Raw genomic sequence first — 20,213 nt, forward strand, 5'->3', positions numbered from 1 at the left:
CTTTTACATACCGATCATTCCTCGATAGCTCAGTCGGTAGAGCGCCGGACTGTTAATCCGTAGGTCCCTGGTTCGAGCCCAGGTCGAGGAGCCAATACTGGCAGCCAAAGGCTACCCTTCTGGGTGGCCTTTTTGCTTTGCAGTACCGCACTAGCAAAAGACGGTACGGCTCGCGCGCGATATCTCCACCCCTCTTGCGTGCCTACGCCAGCTGCAACTGATTTGGCCATTCCGATGCCCCCCCCCCCCGATTGAGCGCCGTGCGGGTGGCGAAAATGCATGTGCAGCCATCACATCACACATGACGGGTCCTTTGCCACACAATCGAATGCCGCCCTGAAGCCTCACAACATGCCCCCTCAACTGCCCTGGCTGGAGCCAGAGGACCTTCTGCCCGACCCCTCCACCGCCTGGGGAAAGACCAGCCCCGCTCCGGGCCTGCTGGCAGCGGGAGGAGCCCTTGATGTGGCCCATTTGCACGCTGCCTACGCTCAGGGCACCTTTCCCTGGTTCGGCATAGGCCAGCCCATTCTCTGGTGGGCGCCTGACCCCCGCATGGTTCTGAAGGTGGCCGATTTCCGGCTGCATCGGTCCTTGCGAAAAACCCTGCAGAGATTTCACACCAGTGCAGCCTGTGAAATCCGCATCGACTCGGCCTTTGGCCAGGTCATCCGGGCATGTTCCAGCACGCCACGGGATGGTCAGAACGGCACCTGGATCGTCCCCGAGATGGTGGTTGCCTACGAAGCGCTGCATGCGCATGGAACGGCCCACAGCGTCGAGACGTGGGTGAATGGAAAGTTGGCAGGGGGTCTATATTGTGTGGCGATCGGCCGCGCCATCTTTGGCGAATCCATGTTTGCCCACGCTACCGATGCCTCCAAGATCGCACTGGCGGCACTGGTTTGCATGTGTCTGCGCAACGGCATTGAACTGATTGACTGCCAACAAAACACCGCGCATCTGGCATCCCTGGGCGCACGCGAAATACCACGTGCTGAATTCATGCAACACGTGCAGAAGCAGACCACCCAGCCCCCGATGGCGTGGCACTTTGAGCCCGTATACTGGAATGCGCTGCTGTAACCAGCGGTACCCACGGCATGACGCAACTCAACGACCTACCGCTGCAAACACTGCAGTTTTACGCAACGGCACCCTACCAGTGCAGTTATCTGCCCGACCGGCAGGCGCGATCCCAAGTCGCCACCCCCAGCCATCTGATTCAAGGCGAGGTCTATTCGAACTTGGTGGCCCAGGGGTTCAGGCGCAGCGGTATGTTCACTTATCGTCCTTATTGCGATGGCTGCCAGGCGTGCATCCCCCTGCGCATCAAGGCCCACCATTTCAAGCCCGATCGCAGCCAGCGCAGAGCGGCTGCACGCCACGGGCACCTGCAGGCACGGGTGTTGAGGCTGTGTTTCATGCCTGAGCACTACCACCTGTATCGGCGGTATCAGAATGCCCGCCATCCCGGCGGGGGCATGGACCACGACAGTGTTGACCAATACACGCAGTTTCTGCTGCAAAGCCAGGTGAACACCCGCCTCGTGGAGTTTCGCGAAGTCGATGCATCGGGCGAGGCGGGTCAGCTGAAGATGGTGTCCATCCTCGATATCCTGGAAGACGGTCTCTCGGCCGTTTACACCTTTTATGCGCCGGAACCACATTGCAGCTACGGCACCTACAACGTGATGTGGCAGATTGAGCAGGCTCGCTCCCTGGGCTTGCCCCATGTGTACCTGGGCTACTGGATCCAGCAGAGCGCCAAGATGAACTACAAAGCCCGCTTCATTCCCCACGAGGTTCTGGAGGCCGGCCAGTGGATCCGCCGGACTGATCAGCATGCGGGTGGCGCTCCACGGCATGCATCAAATTTCACAAGATAAAATCACAACCCCTCCCCACATTCCACCCCATGAAGAAAAAAGATCCAGGCATCCCCGTGAAGCCCAGCGTTCAGGTGCTGGAACGCATGTTCACGCTGATGGATGTACTGGCATCACGCGAAGAGGCAATTTCGCTCAAGGAAATCAGCGAAAAAACGGGCCTGCACCCCTCGACGACCCATCGCATCCTGAACGACCTGACGATTGGCCGGTTCGTTGACCGGCCCGAATCAGGCAGTTACCGGTTGGGCATGAGGCTGCTGGAGCTGGGGAATCTCGTCAAGGCACGCCTGAGTGTGCGCGACGCGGCACTTGGCCCGATGCGCAATCTGCACAAGCTCATTCAGCAGCCGGTGAATCTCAGCATGCGCCAGGGCGATGAAATTGTTTATGTCGAGCGCGCCTATAGCGAGCGATCTGGCATGCAGGTGGTGCGCGCCATCGGCGGGCGGGCACCGCTGCACCTCACATCCACTGGCAAGCTGTTTCTGGCGCTCGACGATCCGCAACGTGTGCGCGCCTATGCCACGCGCACCGGACTGGCCGGGCACACACGCAACAGCATCACCCAGCTTCAGACACTTGAACGAGAACTGGCCAAGGCACGCCAATACGGCATCGCCCGTGACAATGAAGAGCTGGAACTTGGTGTGCGCTGCATGGCGGCAGGCGTCTTTGACGATCAGGGCAAGCTGGTGGCCGGCCTGTCCATATCGGCCCCGGCCGATCGCCTTGATGAAGGCTGGCTGCCCAAGCTTCAGGCCACCGCCCACGAAATCTCCCTGGCTCTGGGCTACCTCTCCACCCAAGACACAACCCGCGCGAACCGCGAATCCTGAAGCAGGATCGGAAGCTTTGCGCAATAAGGGGGCCGGTCAGCCCGCGCGGGCGGCCTGCAGTTTGGCACCCAATGCAGGCAAGGACTCCACCCAATGGCGCACCCGCTGCGCATCCCCCAGCCGGCTGAACTTGCCTGCCGAGTCGAGAAAAACCATGATGAGCTTGCGCCCAGCAATGTGGGTCTGCATCACCAGGCACCGGCCTGCCTCCGAGATATACCCCGTCTTCTGCAACCCGATCGTCCATTCCGGATTCTTCACCAGCCCATTGGTATTGTTGTACTGCAGTGTCTTTTGCCCCACCGCGACCTCATAACCGGGAGAGGTGGAAAACTCCCGCATGACCGGATCCCCGTGGGCCACGTTCACCAGCCGGGCCAGATCGCGGGCACTCGACTGGTTGCGGCTAGACAGCCCGGTGGGCTCGACATACTTCGTGTCGATCATGCCAATCGAACGCGCTTTGCTGTTCATCAGTGCCACAAAAGCATCGAGTCCGCCCGGATAGGTCCGGCCCAGTGCGTGCGCAGCGCGGTTTTCACTGGACATCAGCGCCAGATGCAGCATCTCGCCACGGGTCAAGGTGGTGCCTACGCTCAGGCGCGAGCGACTCCCCTTTTCCGTATCCACATCATCCTGGGTAATGGTCAGGGGCTCGTCCATGGGCAAGCCGGCCTGGGTGATGAGAAGGCCCGTCATCAACTTGGTCAGCGATGCGATGGGAAGCACCGCATGGTCGTTCTTGCTGACCAGAACCTCGTTCGTGTCCTGATCAATCACGAATGCCACACTGGACTTGAGATCGAGGGGATCGGCAACTTGGTGAAGTCCAGCCATCTGACCAAAAGTCGGCTTGGCCGGCTCATAGGCAACCCGCACGGGGGCCTTTGCAGTGCGCGCCGTGGCACGCACCGCCTTGCCCGCGCTGGCAGCCTTGCGCGGCACTGCGGCACGCTGGGCGCTGACGGTCTGGGCTTGGTGCTTCTTGGCGACGGGTTTCTTCCGTTCGCTCGCCTGGGCGGAGGGCGATAGCAGCGCAACGCTGACAACAAACAGGCCAAAAATCTGGAAGAGACGATTCACTGCAGTGGGGCGGCGATGGTGCATCAGAATGCTCCAAACGGTAATAAGTGTGGGCAGTGTACAGAATTGAAAAAAGTCGCGCAAGATCAATACGTTGCACGACTTTTCAATAAAGTGAGTGAATTACAGGTTCACATCTCAGCCCTGTGCTGCGACACGGTCGGATTTGCTTTGCAATTTGTTCAACGCGCTCAGGTAGGCTTTGGCTGACGCAACCACGATATCGGGGTCCGCTCCCACGCCGTTCACCACCCGACCGCTGTTTTGCAAACGCACCGTGACCTCCCCCTGGCTCTCGGTCGAACCGCTGATGGCGTTCACCGAGTACAGAACCATTTCAGCACCACTCTGGACATGCGACTCGATGGCCTTCAGCGACGCATCCACTGGGCCATTGCCGTCGGATTGCCCGCGTACCTCCTTGCCATCCACCGTGAACACAATCGAAGCCTGCGGCCGCTCGCCGGTCTCGCTGTGCTGCGCGAGCGAAACAAATCCAAATTGCTCCTTCTCGCTGGTCACGCTTTCATCACTCACCAGCGCCAGGATATCTTCGTCAAAGATTTCGCTCTTGCGGTCGGCCAGCTCTTTGAACTTGGCGAAGGCGTTGTTGACGTCGGTTTCGCTTTCGAGCTGCACACCCAATTCCTGCAAGCGCTGCTTGAAGGCATTGCGTCCACTCAACTTGCCCAGAACGATCTTGTTGGCACTCCAGCCCACATCTTCCGCACGCATGATTTCATAGGTGTCACGGGCCTTCAGAACACCGTCCTGGTGAATACCGCTGGCGTGGGCAAAGGCATTGGCCCCCACCACGGCCTTGTTGGGCTGCACCACAAAGCCCGTGGTCTGGCTCACCATGCGACTGGCCGCCACGATGTGCCTGGTGTCGATGCCCACGTCCAGCCCGTAGTAGTCGCGGCGCGTCTTGACCGCCATGACCACTTCCTCGAGCGAGCAGTTGCCTGCGCGCTCGCCCAGACCATTGATCGTGCACTCCACCTGGCGCGCGCCGCCGATCTTCACACCCGCCAGCGAGTTGGCCACCGCCATGCCCAGATCGTTGTGGCAGTGCACCGACCAGATGGCCTTGTCGCTGTTGGGCACCCGTTCACGCAGGCTCTTGATGAAGTTGCCGTACAGCTCGGGCACGGCATAACCCACGGTGTCGGGCACATTGATCGTGGTGGCACCTTCGGCAATGACGGCTTCGATCACGCGGCACAGGAAATCCGGGTCGCTGCGATAACCATCCTCGGGGCTGAACTCGATATCCCCCACCAGGTTGCGGGCAAAGCGCACCGACTGCCTGGCCTGCTCCAGCACCTGCTCGGGGGTCATGCGCAGCTTTTTCTCCATGTGCAGCGCAGACGTCGCGATAAAGGTGTGGATACGTGCACTGGCTGCGCCCTGCAGGGCCTCTGCGGCGCGTGCAATATCGCGATCATTCGCGCGCGACAGCGAGCAGATGGTCGAATCCTTGATCGCGTTGGCTATTGCCTGCACCGCCTCGAAGTCCCCGTTGGAGCTGGCTGCGAAACCGGCTTCGATCACATCCACCTTCAGGCGTTCGAGCTGGCGGGCAATGCGCAGCTTTTCGTCCTTGGTCATCGAGGCGCCGGGCGATTGCTCGCCATCGCGCAAGGTGGTGTCAAAAATGATGAGTTTGTCAGCCATGTGGTCTCTCCTGGTACTGGTGGGGTTGCCCGCAACGTCGAAATTCTGGCGCCCAAAACAAAAGGCCCGTTGCGGGTGCATACGGGCCTTTGTGGAAAAAGTGTGCGCGTGCGCCTACCGTCTCCGCCCGTGGGGAGATAGCAGTAGGGCCAGTGCAAACGTGTTCATGCGGGCCAATGTAGCACAGTTTGCTGCATTCCGCTGCCATCACTTGTGCAGACCCCGCTCATCGGGCTCATCGGTCGAGATACTGATCACGCTGCTGTGCTGTCCCTTGGCCTTGCGCCACGCATACACGGCATAGCCGCTCAGGCCGTACAACACAAACACGCCAAACAGGACAATGGGCGGATGGATGTTGATGACGGCAATGCCCAGGGCAATCAGCACGATGGCGGCGAAAGGCACGCTCTTTTTCATCTGCACGTCCTTGAAGCTGTAGAACGGCACATTGGTCACCATGGTGAGGCCCGCATACAGCGTGAAGGCAAACATGACCCAGCTCACCTGTGACCATGTAAGCCACGCGTCCTGGTCGCGGTGCACCCCCAGCTCGGTCAGCAACCAGATGAAGCCCGCCACCAGCGCCGCAGCGGCGGGCGATGGCAATCCCTGGAAATAGCGCTTGTCCACCACGCTGGTGTTGACGTTGAAGCGTGCCAGGCGCAGCGCAGCGCAGGCGCAATACACGAAGGCGGCAATCCAGCCCCAGCGGCCCAGCCCCCGGAGCGACCACTCGTAAGCAATCAGGGCCGGCGCCGCACCAAACGACACCATGTCGGACAGCGAATCCATCTGTTCGCCGAAAGCGCTCTGGGTGTTGGTCATGCGGGCCACGCGGCCGTCCAGGCTGTCCAGCACCATGGCACAGAACACACCCACGGCCGCCATGTCGAAACGCCCGTTCATGGCCATCACGATGGAATAGAAACCACCGAACAATGCCGCCAGTGTGAACAGATTGGGCAGAATGTAAATGCCCTTGCGCCGCTTGCGCACCATCACACCGACATTCTCGGTGGATTCATTGCCATCATGCATCAAATAGACCTCCAGCCCTTGCCTATCAGGCGCAAGAAGCTCTCAAATTTATAGCGTTATTTTTCACCCGCTGCGCTGGCAGAACGCCGCACGGGCACCAGGCGAAGGCAGCAGTGTAGCGCCAGCCAACACCGTGCCCGCCCACAAAAAAGGCCACCGAAGTGGCCTTTGGATGCTGGCAATGCCTTGGCGAGGCCGCATCAGTTGCGGGTCTGATCGACCAGCTTGTTCTTGGCGATCCAGGGCATCATGGCGCGCAGCTGGGCCCCCACCACTTCGATGCTGTGGTCGGCCGTGTTGCGGCGGCGGGCGGTCATGCTCGGGTAGTTCAGGCGGCCTTCCTGGATGAACATCTTGGCGTAGTCGCCGTTCTGGATGCGCTTCAAGGCATTGCGCATGGCGGCGCGCGACTGCTCGTTGATGACCTCGGGGCCGGTCACGTACTCGCCGAACTCGGCGTTGTTCGAGATCGAGTAGTTCATGTTGGCGATGCCACCTTCGTAGATCAGGTCCACGATGAGCTTGAGCTCGTGCAGGCATTCGAAGTAGGCCATCTCGGGGGCATAGCCGGCTTCGACCAGGGTTTCGTAACCCATCTTGATCAGCTCGACGGCGCCGCCGCACAGCACGGCCTGCTCGCCGAACAGGTCGGTCTCGGTCTCTTCCTTGAAGTTGGTCTCGATGATGCCGGCCTTGCCGCCACCGTTGGCCATGGCATAGGACAGGGCCAGGTCACGGGCCTTGCCGCTCTTGTCCTGGTGCACGGCCACCAGGTGGGGCACGCCACCGCCCTGGGTGTAGGTGTTGCGCACGGTGTGGCCGGGGGCCTTGGGGGCGACCATCCACACGTCCAGATCGGCACGGGGCACGACCTGGTTGTAGTGCACGTTGAAGCCGTGGGCGAAGGCCAGCGAAGCGCCTTGCTTGATATTCGGGGCCACGTTGTTGGTGTAGACCTCAGCGATCTGCTCGTCGGGCAACAGGATCATGACCACGTCGGCGGCCTTCACGGCATCGTTGACTTCCATGACCGTCAGGCCGGCCTTGCCGACCTTGTCCCACGAGGCGCCGCCCTTGCGCAGGCCGACCACGACCTTCACGCCGCTGTCGTTCAGGTTCTGGGCATGGGCGTGGCCCTGCGAGCCATAGCCGATGATGGCCACGGTCTTGCCCTTGATCAGGCTCAGGTCACAGTCTTTGTCGTAGAAAACTTTCATGGGTCGCTCCGGTTGAAATTCGTATGGGGTTGAAAAATGAACAGTTGATTGTCTTACATCGGATTTGGATCCGGCCGGATGGCTAGGCGGGGAGCCGCAGACAGTGCTTTAGCACCGCAAGGCTCTCCAACGACGCCAGCCGGTCGAAGGCAAATCCGTTACACGCGCAGGATTCGCTCGCCGCGACCGATGCCGCTGGCACCGGTGCGCACGGTTTCCAGGATGGCCGTGCGATCGATGGCTTGCAGAAAAGCATCGTTCTTGGACTGGTCACCGGTGAGTTCGATGGTGTAGCTCTTCTCGGTCACGTCGATGATGCGACCACGGAAGATGTCGGCCATGCGCTTCATCTCCTCGCGCTCCTTGCCCACCGCGCGCACCTTCACCATCATGAGCTCGCGCTCGGTGTAAGCACCTTCGGTGAGATCCACCACCTTCACGACCTCGATGAGGCGGTTCAGGTGCTTGGTGATCTGCTCGATCACGTCGTCAGAGCCCGTGGTCTGGATGGTCATGCGCGAGAGCGATGCATCCTCGGTGGGCGCCACGGTGAGCGATTCGATGTTGTAGCCACGGGCCGAGAACAGACCCACGACGCGGGAAAGAGCACCGGGCTCGTTTTCCAGCAGGACAGCAATGATGTGTTTCATGGTGAGAGATTCCTCTTTTTGCTGCCCTCCCCTGCGCACGGTAATGCGCAGGCTTGGCAGGCAATAGATTCGTCAAAAAAGATAGCTGCCAGCGCTTACCAGATAAACGCCAAAAGCCGATTGGATGCTTAAAGGTCTTCCGATCCCAGCAACATCTCGGTAATGCCCTTTCCGGCCTGCACCATCGGGAACACGTTCTCGGTGGGGTCGGTGCGGAAGTCCATGAACACCGTGCGGTCCTTGAGTTTGCGGGCTTCGCGCAGCGCGGGCTCGACGTCCTTGGGGTGCTCGATCAGCAGGCCCACGTGGCCATAGGCCTCGGCCAGCTTCACGAAGTTGGGCAGCGCGTCCATGTAGCTGTGGCTGTAGCGGCCGGAGTATTCAATCTCCTGCCACTGGCGCACCATGCCCAGGTACCGGTTGTTCAGCGAGCAGATCTTGATCGGCGTGTTGTACTGCAGGCAGGTGGACAGCTCCTGGATGTTCATCTGCACCGAGCCTTCGCCGGTGATGCAGAACACCTCGGATTGCGGCTTGGCCAGCTTGATGCCCATGGCATAGGGAATGCCCACGCCCATGGTGCCCAGGCCGCCAGAGTTGATCCAGCGGCGGGGTTCGTCGAAGCGGTAGTACTGCGCGGCCCACATCTGGTGCTGGCCCACGTCGGACGTGATGTAGGTGTCCGCGTCCTTGGTCATGTTCCACAGGGTCTCGACCACGTACTGCGGCTTGATCACGTCGCCGCTGCCCATGCTGTACTTGAGGCATTCGCGCTTGCGCCAGCCTTCGATGGTGTCCCACCAGGCGGCCAGTGCACCGGCGTCTGGACGGGTGCTGCTCTCGCGGATCATGGAGATCAGTTCGGTGAGCACGTCCTTCACGTCGCCGACGATCGGGATGTCGACCTTCACGCGCTTGGAGATGCTCGACGGGTCGATGTCCACGTGGATGATCTTGCGGTCGTTCTGCGCGAAGTGTTTGGGGTTGCCGATCACGCGGTCGTCAAAGCGGGCACCCACGGCCAGCAGCACGTCGCAGTTCTGCATGGCATTGTTGGCTTCGATGGTGCCGTGCATGCCCAGCATGCCCAGGAATTTGCGGTCCGACGCGGGGTAGGCGCCCAGGCCCATCAGCGTGTTGGTGACGGGATAGCCCAGCATGTCCACCAGCGTGCGCAGCTCGTTGGTGGCATTGCCCAGCAGCACGCCGCCGCCGGTGTAGATGTAGGGGCGCTTGGCCGCCAGCAGCAGCTGCAGCGCCTTGCGGATCTGGCCGCCATGGCCTTTGCGTACCGGGTTGTAGGAGCGCATTTCCACGCTCTGGGGGTAGCCGGTATAAGCGACCTTCTTGAATGACACGTCCTTCGGAATATCGACCACCACGGGGCCGGGTCGGCCGGTGCGGGCGATATGAAAGGCTTTCTTCAGCGTCATGGCCAGATCGCGCGGGTCCTTGACCAGAAAATTGTGCTTCACGATGGGGCGCGTGATGCCTACCGTGTCACATTCCTGGAATGCATCCAGGCCGATGGCCGCCGTGGGCACCTGGCCAGAGATGATCACCATGGGAATGCTGTCCATGTAGGCCGTGGCAATGCCCGTGACGGCATTGGTCAGCCCGGGGCCCGAGGTGACCAGCGCCACACCCACCTCGCCGGTGGCGCGGGCATAGCCGTCGGCGGCATGCACCGCGGCCTGCTCATGGCGCACCAGTACGTGCTGGATCGTGTCTTGCTTGTAGAGCGCGTCGTAGATATAGAGAACTGCGCCGCCGGGGTAGCCCCAGATGTACTGCACGTTCTCGGCCTGCAGCGACTTGACGAGGATTTCAGAACCCATGAGGTCCTGCGAGCCGGAGGCGGGAGAATTGCCGTGGGAGGCAATGGCTGCCGATGTGAGTTCAGCCTTGGAGATTTCCATGATCAACCTTTGTGAATTTCTCTGACGAAAAACCTTGGGTGCTCCTTACAAGCGCTCTTGTGAAGCCCGCTCGGAACTTGAGGCCAAGGACATGGGCGGGATGATTGCCGCGCCGGACCGTGACCCGTTTGCCTTTTGAATTGCAGTCGGAATTATCGCACTGCAACACACGCAAAACCAGCCGCTTCCAAAAAAATCGGTACCCAATGCGATAATTGAACCCTTGCGCGGACTGCACCGCGCTTTCACGCATGACTGCATCGCCCCTTCCGGGCTGCTTCCTCTTGGCCACTGAACAAGAACTCTCCGACTTCCTCAAAAGTGTAGAAAAGCGCGCATTCAAGCGCTCGCTCTACCACGTCCGCAATGAGGAAGCGGCCCTGGACATCGTCCAGGACAGCATGCTCAAGCTGGCCGAGCATTACGGCGACAAGCCCACGAGCGAATTGCCCATGCTGTTTCAGCGCATCTTGTCAAACTGCACGCTGGACTGGTTTCGCCGCCAAAAGACCCGCGATGCACTGTTTTCGAGCATGAGCGACTTCGACGGACCCGGAGAAGATGGCACGGAATTTGATCTGCTCGAAGCCTACACCGGCCCAGACAATGGCGAACGGGCTGACAGCGCGGAAGATCTGACCCGGCGTGCACAGATCTTCAAGGGCATCGAAGAAGAAATCGAGGCGCTGCCGGCACGTCAACGGGAAGCGTTTCTCATGCGTTACTGGGAAGAAATGGATGTAGCAGAAACAGCAGCCGCCATGGGTTGCTCCGAAGGCAGCGTCAAGACGCACTGTTTTCGTGCAATACAGACTCTCGGCAAGGCGCTGAAGGCAAAAGGAATCGAACCATGAACACCGCAAACACCCCCTCCCATGAAATGGCGGCGGATCGTTTTGCCCGCCGCGTCACTGCACGGTTAAGCAGTGGAGCGAATGATCTGCCCTACGATATTTCCGAGCGGTTGCGCGCGGCCCGCATGCAGGCGCTGGCCAAGCGCAAAGTCACCGTTCAGGTGCGTCGCGTTGCACCCGCCGTTGTGCACTCGGGCCATGCCGCCGCGCTCGGTGGCGGCAGCGAACGGGGTGGCTGGTGGAATGCCCTGATTTCGGCGGTTCCCGTGATGGCACTGCTGGTGGGCCTGGTAGTCATCAATGTGGCCCAGGACGAACTGGGAACGATCGAGGTGGCGGAAGTGGATGCCGCCCTGCTGACCGACGAGTTGCCCCCGGCGGCATACTCCGACCCGGGTTTTGTACAGTTCCTGAAAACCGCCCATTCCAGCAACTGATCGACTTCTTTTTTTCTGCATGCACGCAAGCCCCCCTGACGACCATCCCACCATGCCAGCCTTCGTGCTGGCTTCGGTGCTTTTGGGTGCGCTTGCAGCCGGCGGCATGGCGGTGCTCAACCAGGTGCGCATGGCCCCGGGCACCTTGGTGCCCACGGCCGCGCTGACCTCCAGCCCCAATGGCAAAGGCGCAGGCACGGTAGTCCATCCATCCCGACAACCCCCTGCGGGCCCAGGCTGGGAGGTTCTGAACACTCCGCAGAAACTGGCGCTCTACCCTCTCGCGGAACGCTGGGCGCTGCTCAGCGAAGCGCAGAAACGGCGCTGGCTCGCCCTGGCCCAGAATTTCCCCACACTCCCGGAACAAGAGCAGGAAAAACTCCATAACCGCATGACGGAATGGGCCAGTCTGAGCGTGCAGCAGCGCAACCAGGCACGGCTCAACTATGCCGACTCCAATCGCCTGGCCCGTGACAACAAGCTCGCCCAATGGCAGGCCTACCAGGCGCTGAGCGATGAAGAAAAGCGCAAGCTGGCTGCGCGCGCGGCCCCCAAGCCGCAAGGTGCAGCCACTGCGCTCAAACCCGTTTCTCCCCGCAAGCTGGCACAGATTCCGGCGGCCTCGGAGGCCAACCCCAACCGCCCCAACCAGCCCAAGATCCCACCGGGACAAAGCCTCCCGCCACGGGTCGCGAAGCCAGCACTGCCCGCCCCTGCCGGCGCCGGGCACGGGAGTGATGCACCGGTTCCGCCCCCCCCCGCCTTGGTGGAAACGGCCCCCGTCAACATACCGATGGCTGTGCCAATCACGCTACCGCCACTGCCGGCTGCGCCAGTTGCCAGCGACCATGCGACCCCGGCCGTACCCGATGCGCCCCTCCTGACCCCCCAGTAATTTGCATGCCCGTCCTGCCCCCGCCTGAAGCGCTGCCTTCCACGGTCCCCGCCCCCACGAACCTTCAGGCCCCGAGCCTGGTCCGCCGCATGGCATGCTGGATGTATGAAGGCATCCTGATGTTCGGCGTGGTCTTCATCGCCGGCTACCTGTTTGGCACCCTGAGCCAGACCCGCAATGCCCTGGACAATCGCCATGCCCTGCAGGCCTTCCTGTTTGTGGTGTTTGGCATCTACTTCACCTGGTTCTGGGCCAAGGGGCAGACCCTGGCCATGAAAACCTGGAACATCCGCGTGGTGGACCGTGGTGGCCGCCCGCTCACGCAGGCGCGTGCGCTGCTGCGCTATGTTCTTTCCTGGCTGTGGTTTCTACCGCCATTGGCCGCGGTGGCACCCTTTTCACTGCCGGGCGGCGAAGCCACGGTGATCGTGCTGGGCTGGGTTGCCGTGTGGGCGCTGCTGAGTCGCTTTCACCCCCAGCAGCAGTTCTGGCACGACGCACTGGCGGGCACCCGCCTGGTGCACCACGAACCTGTCAAAAAATAAGCTTTTGCCGGATATGCCCTTGCCCGGACAGATCCGACCCCGACAATTGCAGCATGCCATCACTCGACCCCACACACCCCGCGCCCGCCAACCCCCAGAAAGCCCGGACCGGACTGAACCGGGTCTGGCATGCCACGGGCTACTCCATCGCAGGCCTGCGTGCCGGCTGGCACGAAAAGGCGTTTCGCCAGGAAGTCATTGCGGCCGTGATCCTGGTTCCGCTGGCGTTCTGGCTGGGCCGCAACTGGATGGAGGTGGCGCTGCTGGCCGGGTCGGTCGTCATCGTGATGATCGTCGAGCTGCTCAACACCGGTATCGAGACCGCCATCGATCGCATCGGCCCCGAGTGGCACGACCTGTCCAAGCGTGCCAAGGACATGGGCAGCGCCGCGGTGCTGCTGTCGCTGCTGCTGTGCATCGGCATCTGGTGTGCCGCTCTTTTTCAGAGGTTTTTCCATGGCTGAGCCTGCTTTCTCCATCTGCGTGTACTGCGGCTCGCGCCCCGGTGAGAACCCGGCGTTTTCCCAGGCCGCCCAGGCCGTGGGCCAGTGGATCGGCTCGCATGGCGGCCAGCTCGTGTACGGCGGCGGCCTCAGCGGCCTCATGGGCACGGTGGCCGAGGCCACACGCCTGTCCGGTGGCCGGGTGGTGGGCGTGATACCGCAGACGCTGGTGGACAAGGAACTGGCCAACCGCCAGTGTGACGAATTGCACATCGTGCAGACCATGCATGAGCGCAAGGCCATGATGGCCGAGCGCAGCAACGCCTTTGTGGCGCTGCCCGGCGGCATTGGCACCTTCGAGGAACTGTTTGAAGTGTGGACTTGGCGCCAGCTGGGCTACCACGACAAGCCGCTGGGCCTGCTCAACGTGGGCGGCTACTACGATGGCCTGCTGGCCTTTTTGCAGACCAGCGTGGCGAGTGGGTTCATGAGAGGGTGGCAGATGGACCTGCTGCACATCGCAACCGACAGCGACGCCCTGCTGCGCACCTTGGTGCAGTCGGCAGGCCACAGCCTGGAGCCGGTACCGCTGCGCTCGGTGATCTGACAGCCCGCAAAACGAGCGCGGCCCAAGCCAGCGCCCCTGTGCAAGGGCCGCCCCGCCGCGCTGGGGCCATCCCCCTCAGGGGGATGGCGCGAAGCGACACAGGGGGAGCCTATACCGCTGCGTCGTCCAGGTCACCCGTGCGGATGCGCACCACGCGCTCCACGGCGGTCACAAAAATCTTGCCGTCGCCAATCTTGCCCGTGCGCGCCGCATTGACGATGGCGTCTACGCAGCGCTCCAGGTCTTCGGTCTTGACCACGACTTCCACCTTCACCTTGGGCAGGAAATCCACCACATACTCCGCCCCGCGGTACAGCTCGGTGTGGCCTTTCTGGCGCCCGAAACCCTTCACCTCGGTCACGGTGAGGCCCGTCACACCGCATTCGGCCAAGGCTTCACGGACCTCTTCCAGCTTGAACGGCTTGATGACGGCGGTGATCATTTTCATGGGGGAGTCTCCTGGAGGATAAAAAAGCAGTGGAACTGGCGGATGCCCGTCAGGCCCTGAATTGGCTGGTGATAGGGTAGCGCCAGTCCTTGCCGAAGCTGCGGCGCGTGACGCGCACGCCCACGGGGGCCTGGCGGCGCTTGTATTCGTTCAGCTTGATCAGCCGGGTGACGCGCTCGACATCGGCGCGCTCAAAACCGGCGGCAATGATGGACTCTATCGGTTCGTCATTTTCCATGTAACGCGCCACGATCGCATCGAGCACCTCGTAGGCCGGCAAACTGTCCTGGTCTTTCTGGTCGGGGCGCAATTCGGCACTGGGTGGGCGCGTGATGATGCGCTCGGGGATGGGGTTGGCGCCGGTGCCATACGGATCGTGGGCATTGCGCCAGCGCGCCAGATCGAACACCCGGGTCTTGGCCACATCCTTGATGGGCGCAAAGCCGCCGGCCATGTCGCCATACAGCGTGCAGTAGCCGGTGGCCATCTCGCTCTTGTTGCCGGTGGTCAGCACGATGGCGCCAAACTTGTTCGACAACGCCATCAGCAGCGTGCCGCGGATGCGGGCCTGCAGGTTCTCCTCGGTCGTGTCCTCGGACAGGCCGGCAAATTGGCTCGCCAGCGCCGCCTTGAAGGCCTCGAACTGGGGGGCAATCGCGATTTCGTCATGGCGCACGCCCATGCGCTCGGCCATGTCGCGCGCGTCGATCCAGCTGATGTCCGCCGTGTAGGGCGAGGGCATCATCACGGTGCGCACCTTGTCCGCGCCCAGGGCGTCCACCGCAATCGCCAGCACCAGCGCCGAATCGATGCCGCCCGACAGCCCCAGCAAGGCGCCCGGGAAGCCGTTCTTGCGCACGTAGTCGCGCACGCCCAGCACCAGCGCATCCCACAGATCGGCCTCCGCGCTGCGCTCGGGCGCCACTTCCGCTTCTATTCTGATAGCAGTTTGTGCTTCATGGATTTGCGCAAACACCAGTTTTTCCTCAAAACCAGGCGCCCGGCAGGCCACCGATCCATCGGCATTCAGGGCAAAGGAACGGCCTTCGAAAACCACCTCGTCCTGCCCGCCCACCAGGTGGGCATAGACCAGCGGCAGGCCTGTCTCGGCCACCCGCTCGCGCATGGTCTGCTCGCGCTCGGCGCTCTTGCCCAGATGAAAGGGCGAGGCATTGATCACGGCCAGCAGCTGTGCCCCCGCCTGCGCCGCAGCGCGCGCGGGTGCGGCAAACCACGCGTCCTCGCAGACCAGCACACCCACCCGCACGCCCTCCACCGCGAACACGCAGGGCGACTGGCCGGCGACGAAATAGCGGCGCTCATCGAACACCTGGTAGTTGGGCAGCTCGCGCTTGGCATAGGTCTGCTCGATCTGGCCATGCCGCAGCACGCTGGCCGCATTCAGGCAGGGGCTGAACGCCGGATCGCCCGGCGCCTGCTTTTGCGGATGGCCCAGCACGATCGCGAGGTCCTTCAACCCTGCGGTCTCGCGGACCACGGTTTTCACGGCATCATCACAGGCCGCAAGAAATGCGGGGCGCAAAAACAGGTCTTCTGCCGCGTAGCCACAGATGGCCAGCTCGGGCGTCAGCAGCAGCCGCGCGCCCTGCGCATGGGCCTCACGCGCGGCAGCGATGATTTTTTGCGCATTGCCGGGCATGTCGCCCACGACAAAATTGAGCTGAGCGGTGCAAATGGAGAGCGTCATGGAACTGGGATCGGCCCCTGCGGCCAGGTTGGACACCGCCACCCCTCGGAGCCCCGCGCTGGGCGGCGGCCCATGGAGGCAGCATGGCTGAAGGCAGCATTATCGCCCGCGTGCTGGCATCGCCGCTGGAGGTGGACGCCAGCGCCTGGAACGCCCTGCTGGCGCGGCACCCGCACGCCACACCCTTCATGCGCCACGAATACCTGGCGGCCCTGCACACCAGCGAAAGCGCCGTTCCCCGCACGGGCTGGACGCCCCGCTTCATGACGCTCTGGGAGGGCCAGGATCCACACGCAGTGCTGGTGGCCGCCTGCCCGCTGTACCTCAAGAGCCACTCCTACGGCGAATACGTGTTCGACTGGTCCTGGGCCAGCGCCTACGAGCAGCATGGCGTGCCGTACTACCCCAAGGCCGTGGTGGCCGTGCCCTTCACCCCCGTGCCCGGCTCCCGGCTGCTGGCGCGCGACGAAGCCACACGCCAGCTGCTGGTGCAGGCGCTGCGCCAGTGGTGCGAAGACGAGGGCCTGTCGTCCTTGCATGTGCTGTTTGCCAGCGACGACGACGTGCTGGCCAGTGCCCGGCAAGGACTGATGCTGCGGCATACGGTGCAGTTCCATTGGCAGAATGCGGCCCCCACGCTCCCTGCTTCGCGTGGTTCGCAGCCCTCCGAGGGGGTGCTCACCACCCTGGGGCAGCCCGGCGGTGGCCCCGGCCTGGCTTTCGAAAGTTTCGACCATTTCCTCGCCAGCCTGTCCCAGGACAAGCGCAAGAAGATCCGCCAGGAACGACGGCGCGTGACCGATGCGGGCGTCACCTTCCGCTGGGCACAGGGGTCCGACATCCGCCCGTCCGACTGGGACTTCTTTTACCGCTGCTACGAGCGCACCTACCTGGAGCATGGCAACCCGCCCTACCTCACGCGGGCTTTCTTTCAACAGATGGCCGACCGGATGCCCGGGCACTGGCTGCTGTTCATTGCCGAGCGGGAGGGCCGATCAATCGCGAGCAGTTTGATCGCGATTGACGATTACCCCGCCTGCGCCAGCGGCATTCATCAGGCAAAAAACCCACCCCGCGCCGCGTATGGCCGCTACTGGGGCGCGCTGGAACGCGTGGACTGCCTGCATTTCGAGGCCTGCTACTACCAGCCACTGCAATGGTGCATAGCCCACGGCGTGCAGCGCTTTGAAGGGGGCGCCCAGGGCGAACACAAGATGGCGCGCGCCCTGCTGCCCGTGCAGGCGACCAGCACACACTGGCTGGCACACCCGGCCTTTGCCGATGCGGTGGAACGCTTTCTGGCCCGCGAGGGCGCAGGCGTGGAAGACTATCTGGACCACCTGCAGGCGCGCAGCCCTTTCCGGGCGGCGTAGCATCGCCCCGGTGGCGCAGCGGTGCATCAGCCCCCGCAGGCACCACCCGAGCAGCAGGAGTCTTGCGAGGCCACGGCAGGCTCGGTCTTGCTGATCAGCACGCGCCAAAGGTCCGGGCCTTGCTGCAGATAGGCCCACTTGAAGGCACCTGCGGAGCGGGCCTGGAACTGGTGGTGCAGGGGCTGGGGATCATGGTCGTTGACCAGTTGCAGCGCCTCGCCGGGCAACAGCGTATCAAAGCGGCCAAAAATCAGGGCGTGGCGCTCACGGGGTGCAATCTCGCGGACATCGATGACAGAGCTCTGGGTGTGAAGCATGGCAGGACCTTTCTGAAAGGGTGTGAAAAAACCAAAGGAACCGCTCTGGCCGAGCGGCATATGCATGCAGGCAGCCAAGGCCTGCAGAGCGGAAACATCAACCGTCCTTGCCGTCCAGCCGCGTCTGGATCAACCAAGGGGTGTACAGGCCCAGATAGATGACAAAGGCCGCGGCCCAGGCCAGCGCAGCCAGCACCAGTGCGGCGGCATACCACTGCGGCGCAGCCAGCGGCAGCAGGACCCGCAGCACAGCGGCGCCCATCACCAGCCCATAGGCCAGCACCTCCAGCCGGCCGGCCTGCAGCGGCCTGCCGGTGTGGCCGCGCGCCGTGCGGGTGATCATGCCGACGATGAGTCCGCCCGTGGCACCCACGGCAAAGGCATGCACCGCGGCCGACACTGCCACGACACCCAGTTGCGCCAATGCCAGCAAAAGGAACCCCACAGGAATCCATGCATACGACGCATGCAGGATCCACAAGATGGGGCGATTGCGCGTGATCCATGGCTTCCACCGCCACATGCGCCATCCATGCAACAGCGCTGCCAACCCGGCCAGCACCGCCGTGACCGCACCCGCGCCGAAAGGAACACACACCCAGGACGCCAGTGCCAGCGCCGTCACGGCCAGAATCACGAGCTCCAGCGGACGCTGTGCCTGCAGCTTGAGCCCCGGATTCACGCTCATGGTGAAAGCCGGCACCACACGCCCTGCCATCACGCACTCGATCACCACGATCAGCGCCAGACCCGCGTACAGCGCCTGCACTGGCGGCAGGTTGAGGACACCCAGCACCGCCAGGTGGAACACCCCGTTGGCCACGGACAGCAGCACCAGCACCCCCATCAGCGGCAGATTGCGGCGGTTGCGCGCCCGCAGCAGCACCGCAAGCAGCAAGCCAGCCACCACGGGCAGCAAGACGACATCCAGTACGGCATAGATCGCATAGGGCGCCACCACGGCCGCCACCCGGGCAGCAAGCCAGAGCAAGGCCAGCGCTCCCAGCAGCGCACCGCGCGGAGTGGCCAGGCCGGTCCACGCCTTCACGGCCGTGAGCAGGAACCCGATGATGACGGTCGCCGCAAACCCGAACAGCATTTCATGGGCGTGCCACAGCAAGGGAGCGACCGGAAGATCAAGCGCCACCCACCCCATCATGGAAGCGATCCACAGTGGCACGGTCAGGCACGCCACCAGGGCTGCGCCCAGATAAAACGGGCGAAAACCCAGCCGCAGCAGGGGCATACCCTGGAGAGCGGGGGCCGCAGCCCCGTTCGCGGTAGACATGACGGGAGTGGAGAGTGGTTTCATACGGTGATGCCCACTGCGCGGGAACAACGGCGAGGGCGGGTGTTCATAAGATTCATTTAAAATGAATATTATCGCAGTGCACTCACCAACGCAAGCTCCAATGAATGCCTTGGAGCCCGTCCTTCGTTCTTTGTGTAGCAGAAACCGTTCAGCATGCGCCGGCCGAAACCCATCGACGCGCTCAGGGCGAACGGTAATGAGGGCCACCACATCCGCCACGGCATCCACCACGCACCCCATACCCCGCCTGGCCGTTGCAGCAACGTTCGCCATGCTGCCCAGTGGCGAAAAAAGCATGCAAACCAAGTGGTTTGCATGCTTTTGTTTTGAGAGCTTTCAGCGTTTTACGGCAAAGCGCCAGCCCCCTATTTCACGGAGAAATCGGTGAACGAACTTCAGGCAACGCCCTTCTGGAAGCTCGCGATACCGTCGGTGATTTCCTTCTTGGCGGCGTCGATGCCTTCCCAGCCCAGCACCTTGACCCACTTGCCCTTTTCGAGGTCCTTGTAGTGCTCGAAGAAATGGGCAATGGCGTTGCGGCGCATGGCGTTCACGTCGTCGATCGTCTTCCAGTGGTCGTACATGGGCAGGATCTTGGACGTGGGCACGGCAATCACCTTGCCATCCACACCGGCCTCGTCTTCCATCATCAGGATGCCCAGGGGGCGGCAGGGCACCACCACGCCGGGATGCAGGGGGTAAGGCGTGATCACCAGCACATCGACCGGGTCGCCGTCGCCCGACAGGGTCTGCGGCACATAGCCGTAGTTGGTGGGGTAGTGCATGGCCGTGGTCATGAAACGGTCCACAAAAATGGCACCCGATTCCTTGTCCACCTCGTACTTGATGGGGTCGGAATTCATCGGAATCTCGATGACGACGTTGAAGGTATCGGGAACGTTCTTGCCTGGGGGGACGTTGTTGAGGGACATGTCTTGGTTGAAAAGTTGATGGACGGC

The 20,213-nt window shown here is 62.5% G+C and carries 21 protein-coding genes and 1 tRNA gene; 11 read left to right on the forward strand and 11 right to left on the reverse strand.

The window, feature by feature from the left end:
• Positions 1 to 18 precede the first annotated feature (18 nt).
• The 4 genes from K225_RS0112565 (at position 19) to K225_RS0112580 (ending at position 2,728) form a co-directional block, all read left to right on the forward strand.
• Positions 19 to 94, forward strand: a tRNA-Asn gene (locus tag K225_RS0112565).
• A 257-nt stretch (positions 95 to 351) separates the two neighbouring features.
• The gene (gene aat / locus K225_RS0112570; protein WP_026436750.1) at positions 352 to 1,086 is read left to right on the forward strand and encodes a leucyl/phenylalanyl-tRNA--protein transferase; all 735 of its coding nucleotides are present in this window, start codon (positions 352 to 354) and stop codon (positions 1,084 to 1,086) included.
• 17 nt (positions 1,087 to 1,103) lie between these two features.
• Positions 1,104 to 1,889, forward strand: coding sequence for an arginyltransferase (locus K225_RS0112575; protein ID WP_026436751.1), 786 nt, complete (start codon positions 1,104 to 1,106; stop codon positions 1,887 to 1,889).
• 29 nt (positions 1,890 to 1,918) lie between these two features.
• Entirely contained in the window at positions 1,919 to 2,728 is an 810-nt protein-coding gene (locus K225_RS0112580) for an IclR family transcriptional regulator (RefSeq protein WP_026436752.1), read from the forward strand.
• Between the two features lie 36 nt (positions 2,729 to 2,764).
• On the opposite strand, the gene K225_RS0112585 is transcribed toward K225_RS0112580, so the two are convergent.
• The 6 genes from K225_RS0112585 to K225_RS0112610 all read right to left on the reverse strand — a co-directional run bounded on the left by K225_RS0112585 (position 2,765) and on the right by K225_RS0112610 (position 10,315).
• Positions 2,765 to 3,835, reverse strand: a complete 1,071-nt coding sequence (locus K225_RS0112585) for a serine hydrolase (protein ID WP_026436753.1) — start codon at positions 3,833 to 3,835, stop codon at positions 2,765 to 2,767.
• A gap of 114 nt (positions 3,836 to 3,949) precedes the next feature.
• Complete coding sequence (locus K225_RS0112590) at positions 3,950 to 5,488, reverse strand: 2-isopropylmalate synthase (protein WP_026436754.1); 1,539 nt, start codon at positions 5,486 to 5,488, stop codon at positions 3,950 to 3,952.
• 207 nt (positions 5,489 to 5,695) lie between these two features.
• Positions 5,696 to 6,529, reverse strand: coding sequence for a CDP-diacylglycerol--serine O-phosphatidyltransferase (gene pssA, locus K225_RS0112595; protein ID WP_026436755.1), 834 nt, complete (start codon positions 6,527 to 6,529; stop codon positions 5,696 to 5,698).
• A gap of 200 nt (positions 6,530 to 6,729) precedes the next feature.
• Positions 6,730 to 7,746: a ketol-acid reductoisomerase gene (gene ilvC / locus K225_RS0112600; protein ID WP_005796248.1), complete on the reverse strand. Its 1,017-nt coding sequence runs from the start codon at positions 7,744 to 7,746 to the stop codon at positions 6,730 to 6,732.
• Positions 7,747 to 7,904: 158 nt separating this feature from the next.
• Entirely contained in the window at positions 7,905 to 8,396 is a 492-nt protein-coding gene (gene ilvN, locus K225_RS0112605) for an acetolactate synthase small subunit (protein WP_015013659.1), read from the reverse strand.
• A 128-nt stretch (positions 8,397 to 8,524) separates the two neighbouring features.
• Entirely contained in the window at positions 8,525 to 10,315 is a 1,791-nt protein-coding gene (locus K225_RS0112610) for an acetolactate synthase 3 catalytic subunit (protein WP_026436756.1), read from the reverse strand.
• Between the two features lie 284 nt (positions 10,316 to 10,599).
• Here K225_RS0112610 and K225_RS0112615 point away from each other — a divergent pair, with 284 nt between their 5' ends.
• The 6 genes from K225_RS0112615 to K225_RS0112640 are packed head-to-tail and all read left to right on the forward strand — an operon-like array spanning position 10,600 to position 14,096.
• Positions 10,600 to 11,169, forward strand: a complete 570-nt coding sequence (locus K225_RS0112615; RefSeq protein ID WP_026436757.1) for an RNA polymerase sigma factor — start codon at positions 10,600 to 10,602, stop codon at positions 11,167 to 11,169.
• Positions 11,166 to 11,606, forward strand: a complete 441-nt coding sequence (locus K225_RS0112620) for a DUF3619 family protein (RefSeq protein ID WP_026436758.1) — start codon at positions 11,166 to 11,168, stop codon at positions 11,604 to 11,606. The genes K225_RS0112615 and K225_RS0112620 overlap by 4 nt, the downstream gene beginning before the upstream one ends.
• A gap of 52 nt (positions 11,607 to 11,658) precedes the next feature.
• On the forward strand, positions 11,659 to 12,501 hold the full coding sequence (locus tag K225_RS0112625) for a DUF3106 domain-containing protein (RefSeq protein WP_238323231.1): 843 nt from the start codon (positions 11,659 to 11,661) through the stop codon (positions 12,499 to 12,501).
• A 5-nt stretch (positions 12,502 to 12,506) separates the two neighbouring features.
• Entirely contained in the window at positions 12,507 to 13,046 is a 540-nt protein-coding gene (locus K225_RS0112630; RefSeq protein ID WP_155885267.1) for an RDD family protein, read from the forward strand.
• Between the two features lie 53 nt (positions 13,047 to 13,099).
• On the forward strand, positions 13,100 to 13,510 hold the full coding sequence (locus K225_RS0112635; RefSeq protein ID WP_026436761.1) for a diacylglycerol kinase: 411 nt from the start codon (positions 13,100 to 13,102) through the stop codon (positions 13,508 to 13,510).
• Positions 13,503 to 14,096 carry a TIGR00730 family Rossman fold protein gene (locus K225_RS0112640; protein ID WP_026436762.1) on the forward strand — a complete coding sequence of 198 codons (594 nt, stop codon included), beginning with the start codon at positions 13,503 to 13,505 and terminating at the stop codon, positions 14,094 to 14,096. The genes K225_RS0112635 and K225_RS0112640 overlap by 8 nt, the downstream gene beginning before the upstream one ends.
• A gap of 109 nt (positions 14,097 to 14,205) precedes the next feature.
• On the opposite strand, the gene K225_RS0112645 is transcribed toward K225_RS0112640, so the two are convergent.
• Both K225_RS0112645 and K225_RS0112650 read right to left on the reverse strand, forming a co-directional pair.
• Positions 14,206 to 14,544 (reverse strand): P-II family nitrogen regulator, encoded by a 339-nt coding sequence (locus tag K225_RS0112645; RefSeq protein ID WP_026436763.1) that lies wholly within the window; start codon positions 14,542 to 14,544, stop codon positions 14,206 to 14,208.
• 49 nt (positions 14,545 to 14,593) lie between these two features.
• Entirely contained in the window at positions 14,594 to 16,252 is a 1,659-nt protein-coding gene (locus K225_RS0112650; protein WP_026436764.1) for an NAD+ synthase, read from the reverse strand.
• Between the two features lie 83 nt (positions 16,253 to 16,335).
• Here K225_RS0112650 and K225_RS0112655 point away from each other — a divergent pair, with 83 nt between their 5' ends.
• A complete protein-coding gene (locus K225_RS0112655; RefSeq protein ID WP_026436765.1) occupies positions 16,336 to 17,625 on the forward strand; it encodes a GNAT family N-acetyltransferase in 1,290 nt (429 codons plus the stop codon).
• Between the two features lie 26 nt (positions 17,626 to 17,651).
• Here K225_RS0112655 and K225_RS0112660 read toward each other — a convergent pair whose 3' ends face one another.
• From K225_RS0112660 to ppa, 3 genes are all read right to left on the reverse strand, one after another.
• Positions 17,652 to 17,942, reverse strand: coding sequence for a DUF2249 domain-containing protein (locus K225_RS0112660; RefSeq protein ID WP_026436766.1), 291 nt, complete (start codon positions 17,940 to 17,942; stop codon positions 17,652 to 17,654).
• 97 nt (positions 17,943 to 18,039) lie between these two features.
• Entirely contained in the window at positions 18,040 to 19,230 is a 1,191-nt protein-coding gene (locus K225_RS0112665; RefSeq protein ID WP_238323232.1) for an NnrS family protein, read from the reverse strand.
• A gap of 419 nt (positions 19,231 to 19,649) precedes the next feature.
• On the reverse strand, positions 19,650 to 20,186 hold the full coding sequence (ppa, locus tag K225_RS0112670; protein ID WP_026436768.1) for an inorganic diphosphatase: 537 nt from the start codon (positions 20,184 to 20,186) through the stop codon (positions 19,650 to 19,652).
• Between the last annotated feature and the right edge of the window lie 27 nt (positions 20,187 to 20,213).

Source organism: Acidovorax sp. JHL-9 (assembly GCF_000426205.1).
Taxonomy (GTDB): Bacteria; Pseudomonadota; Gammaproteobacteria; order Burkholderiales; family Burkholderiaceae_C; genus Acidovorax; species Acidovorax soli.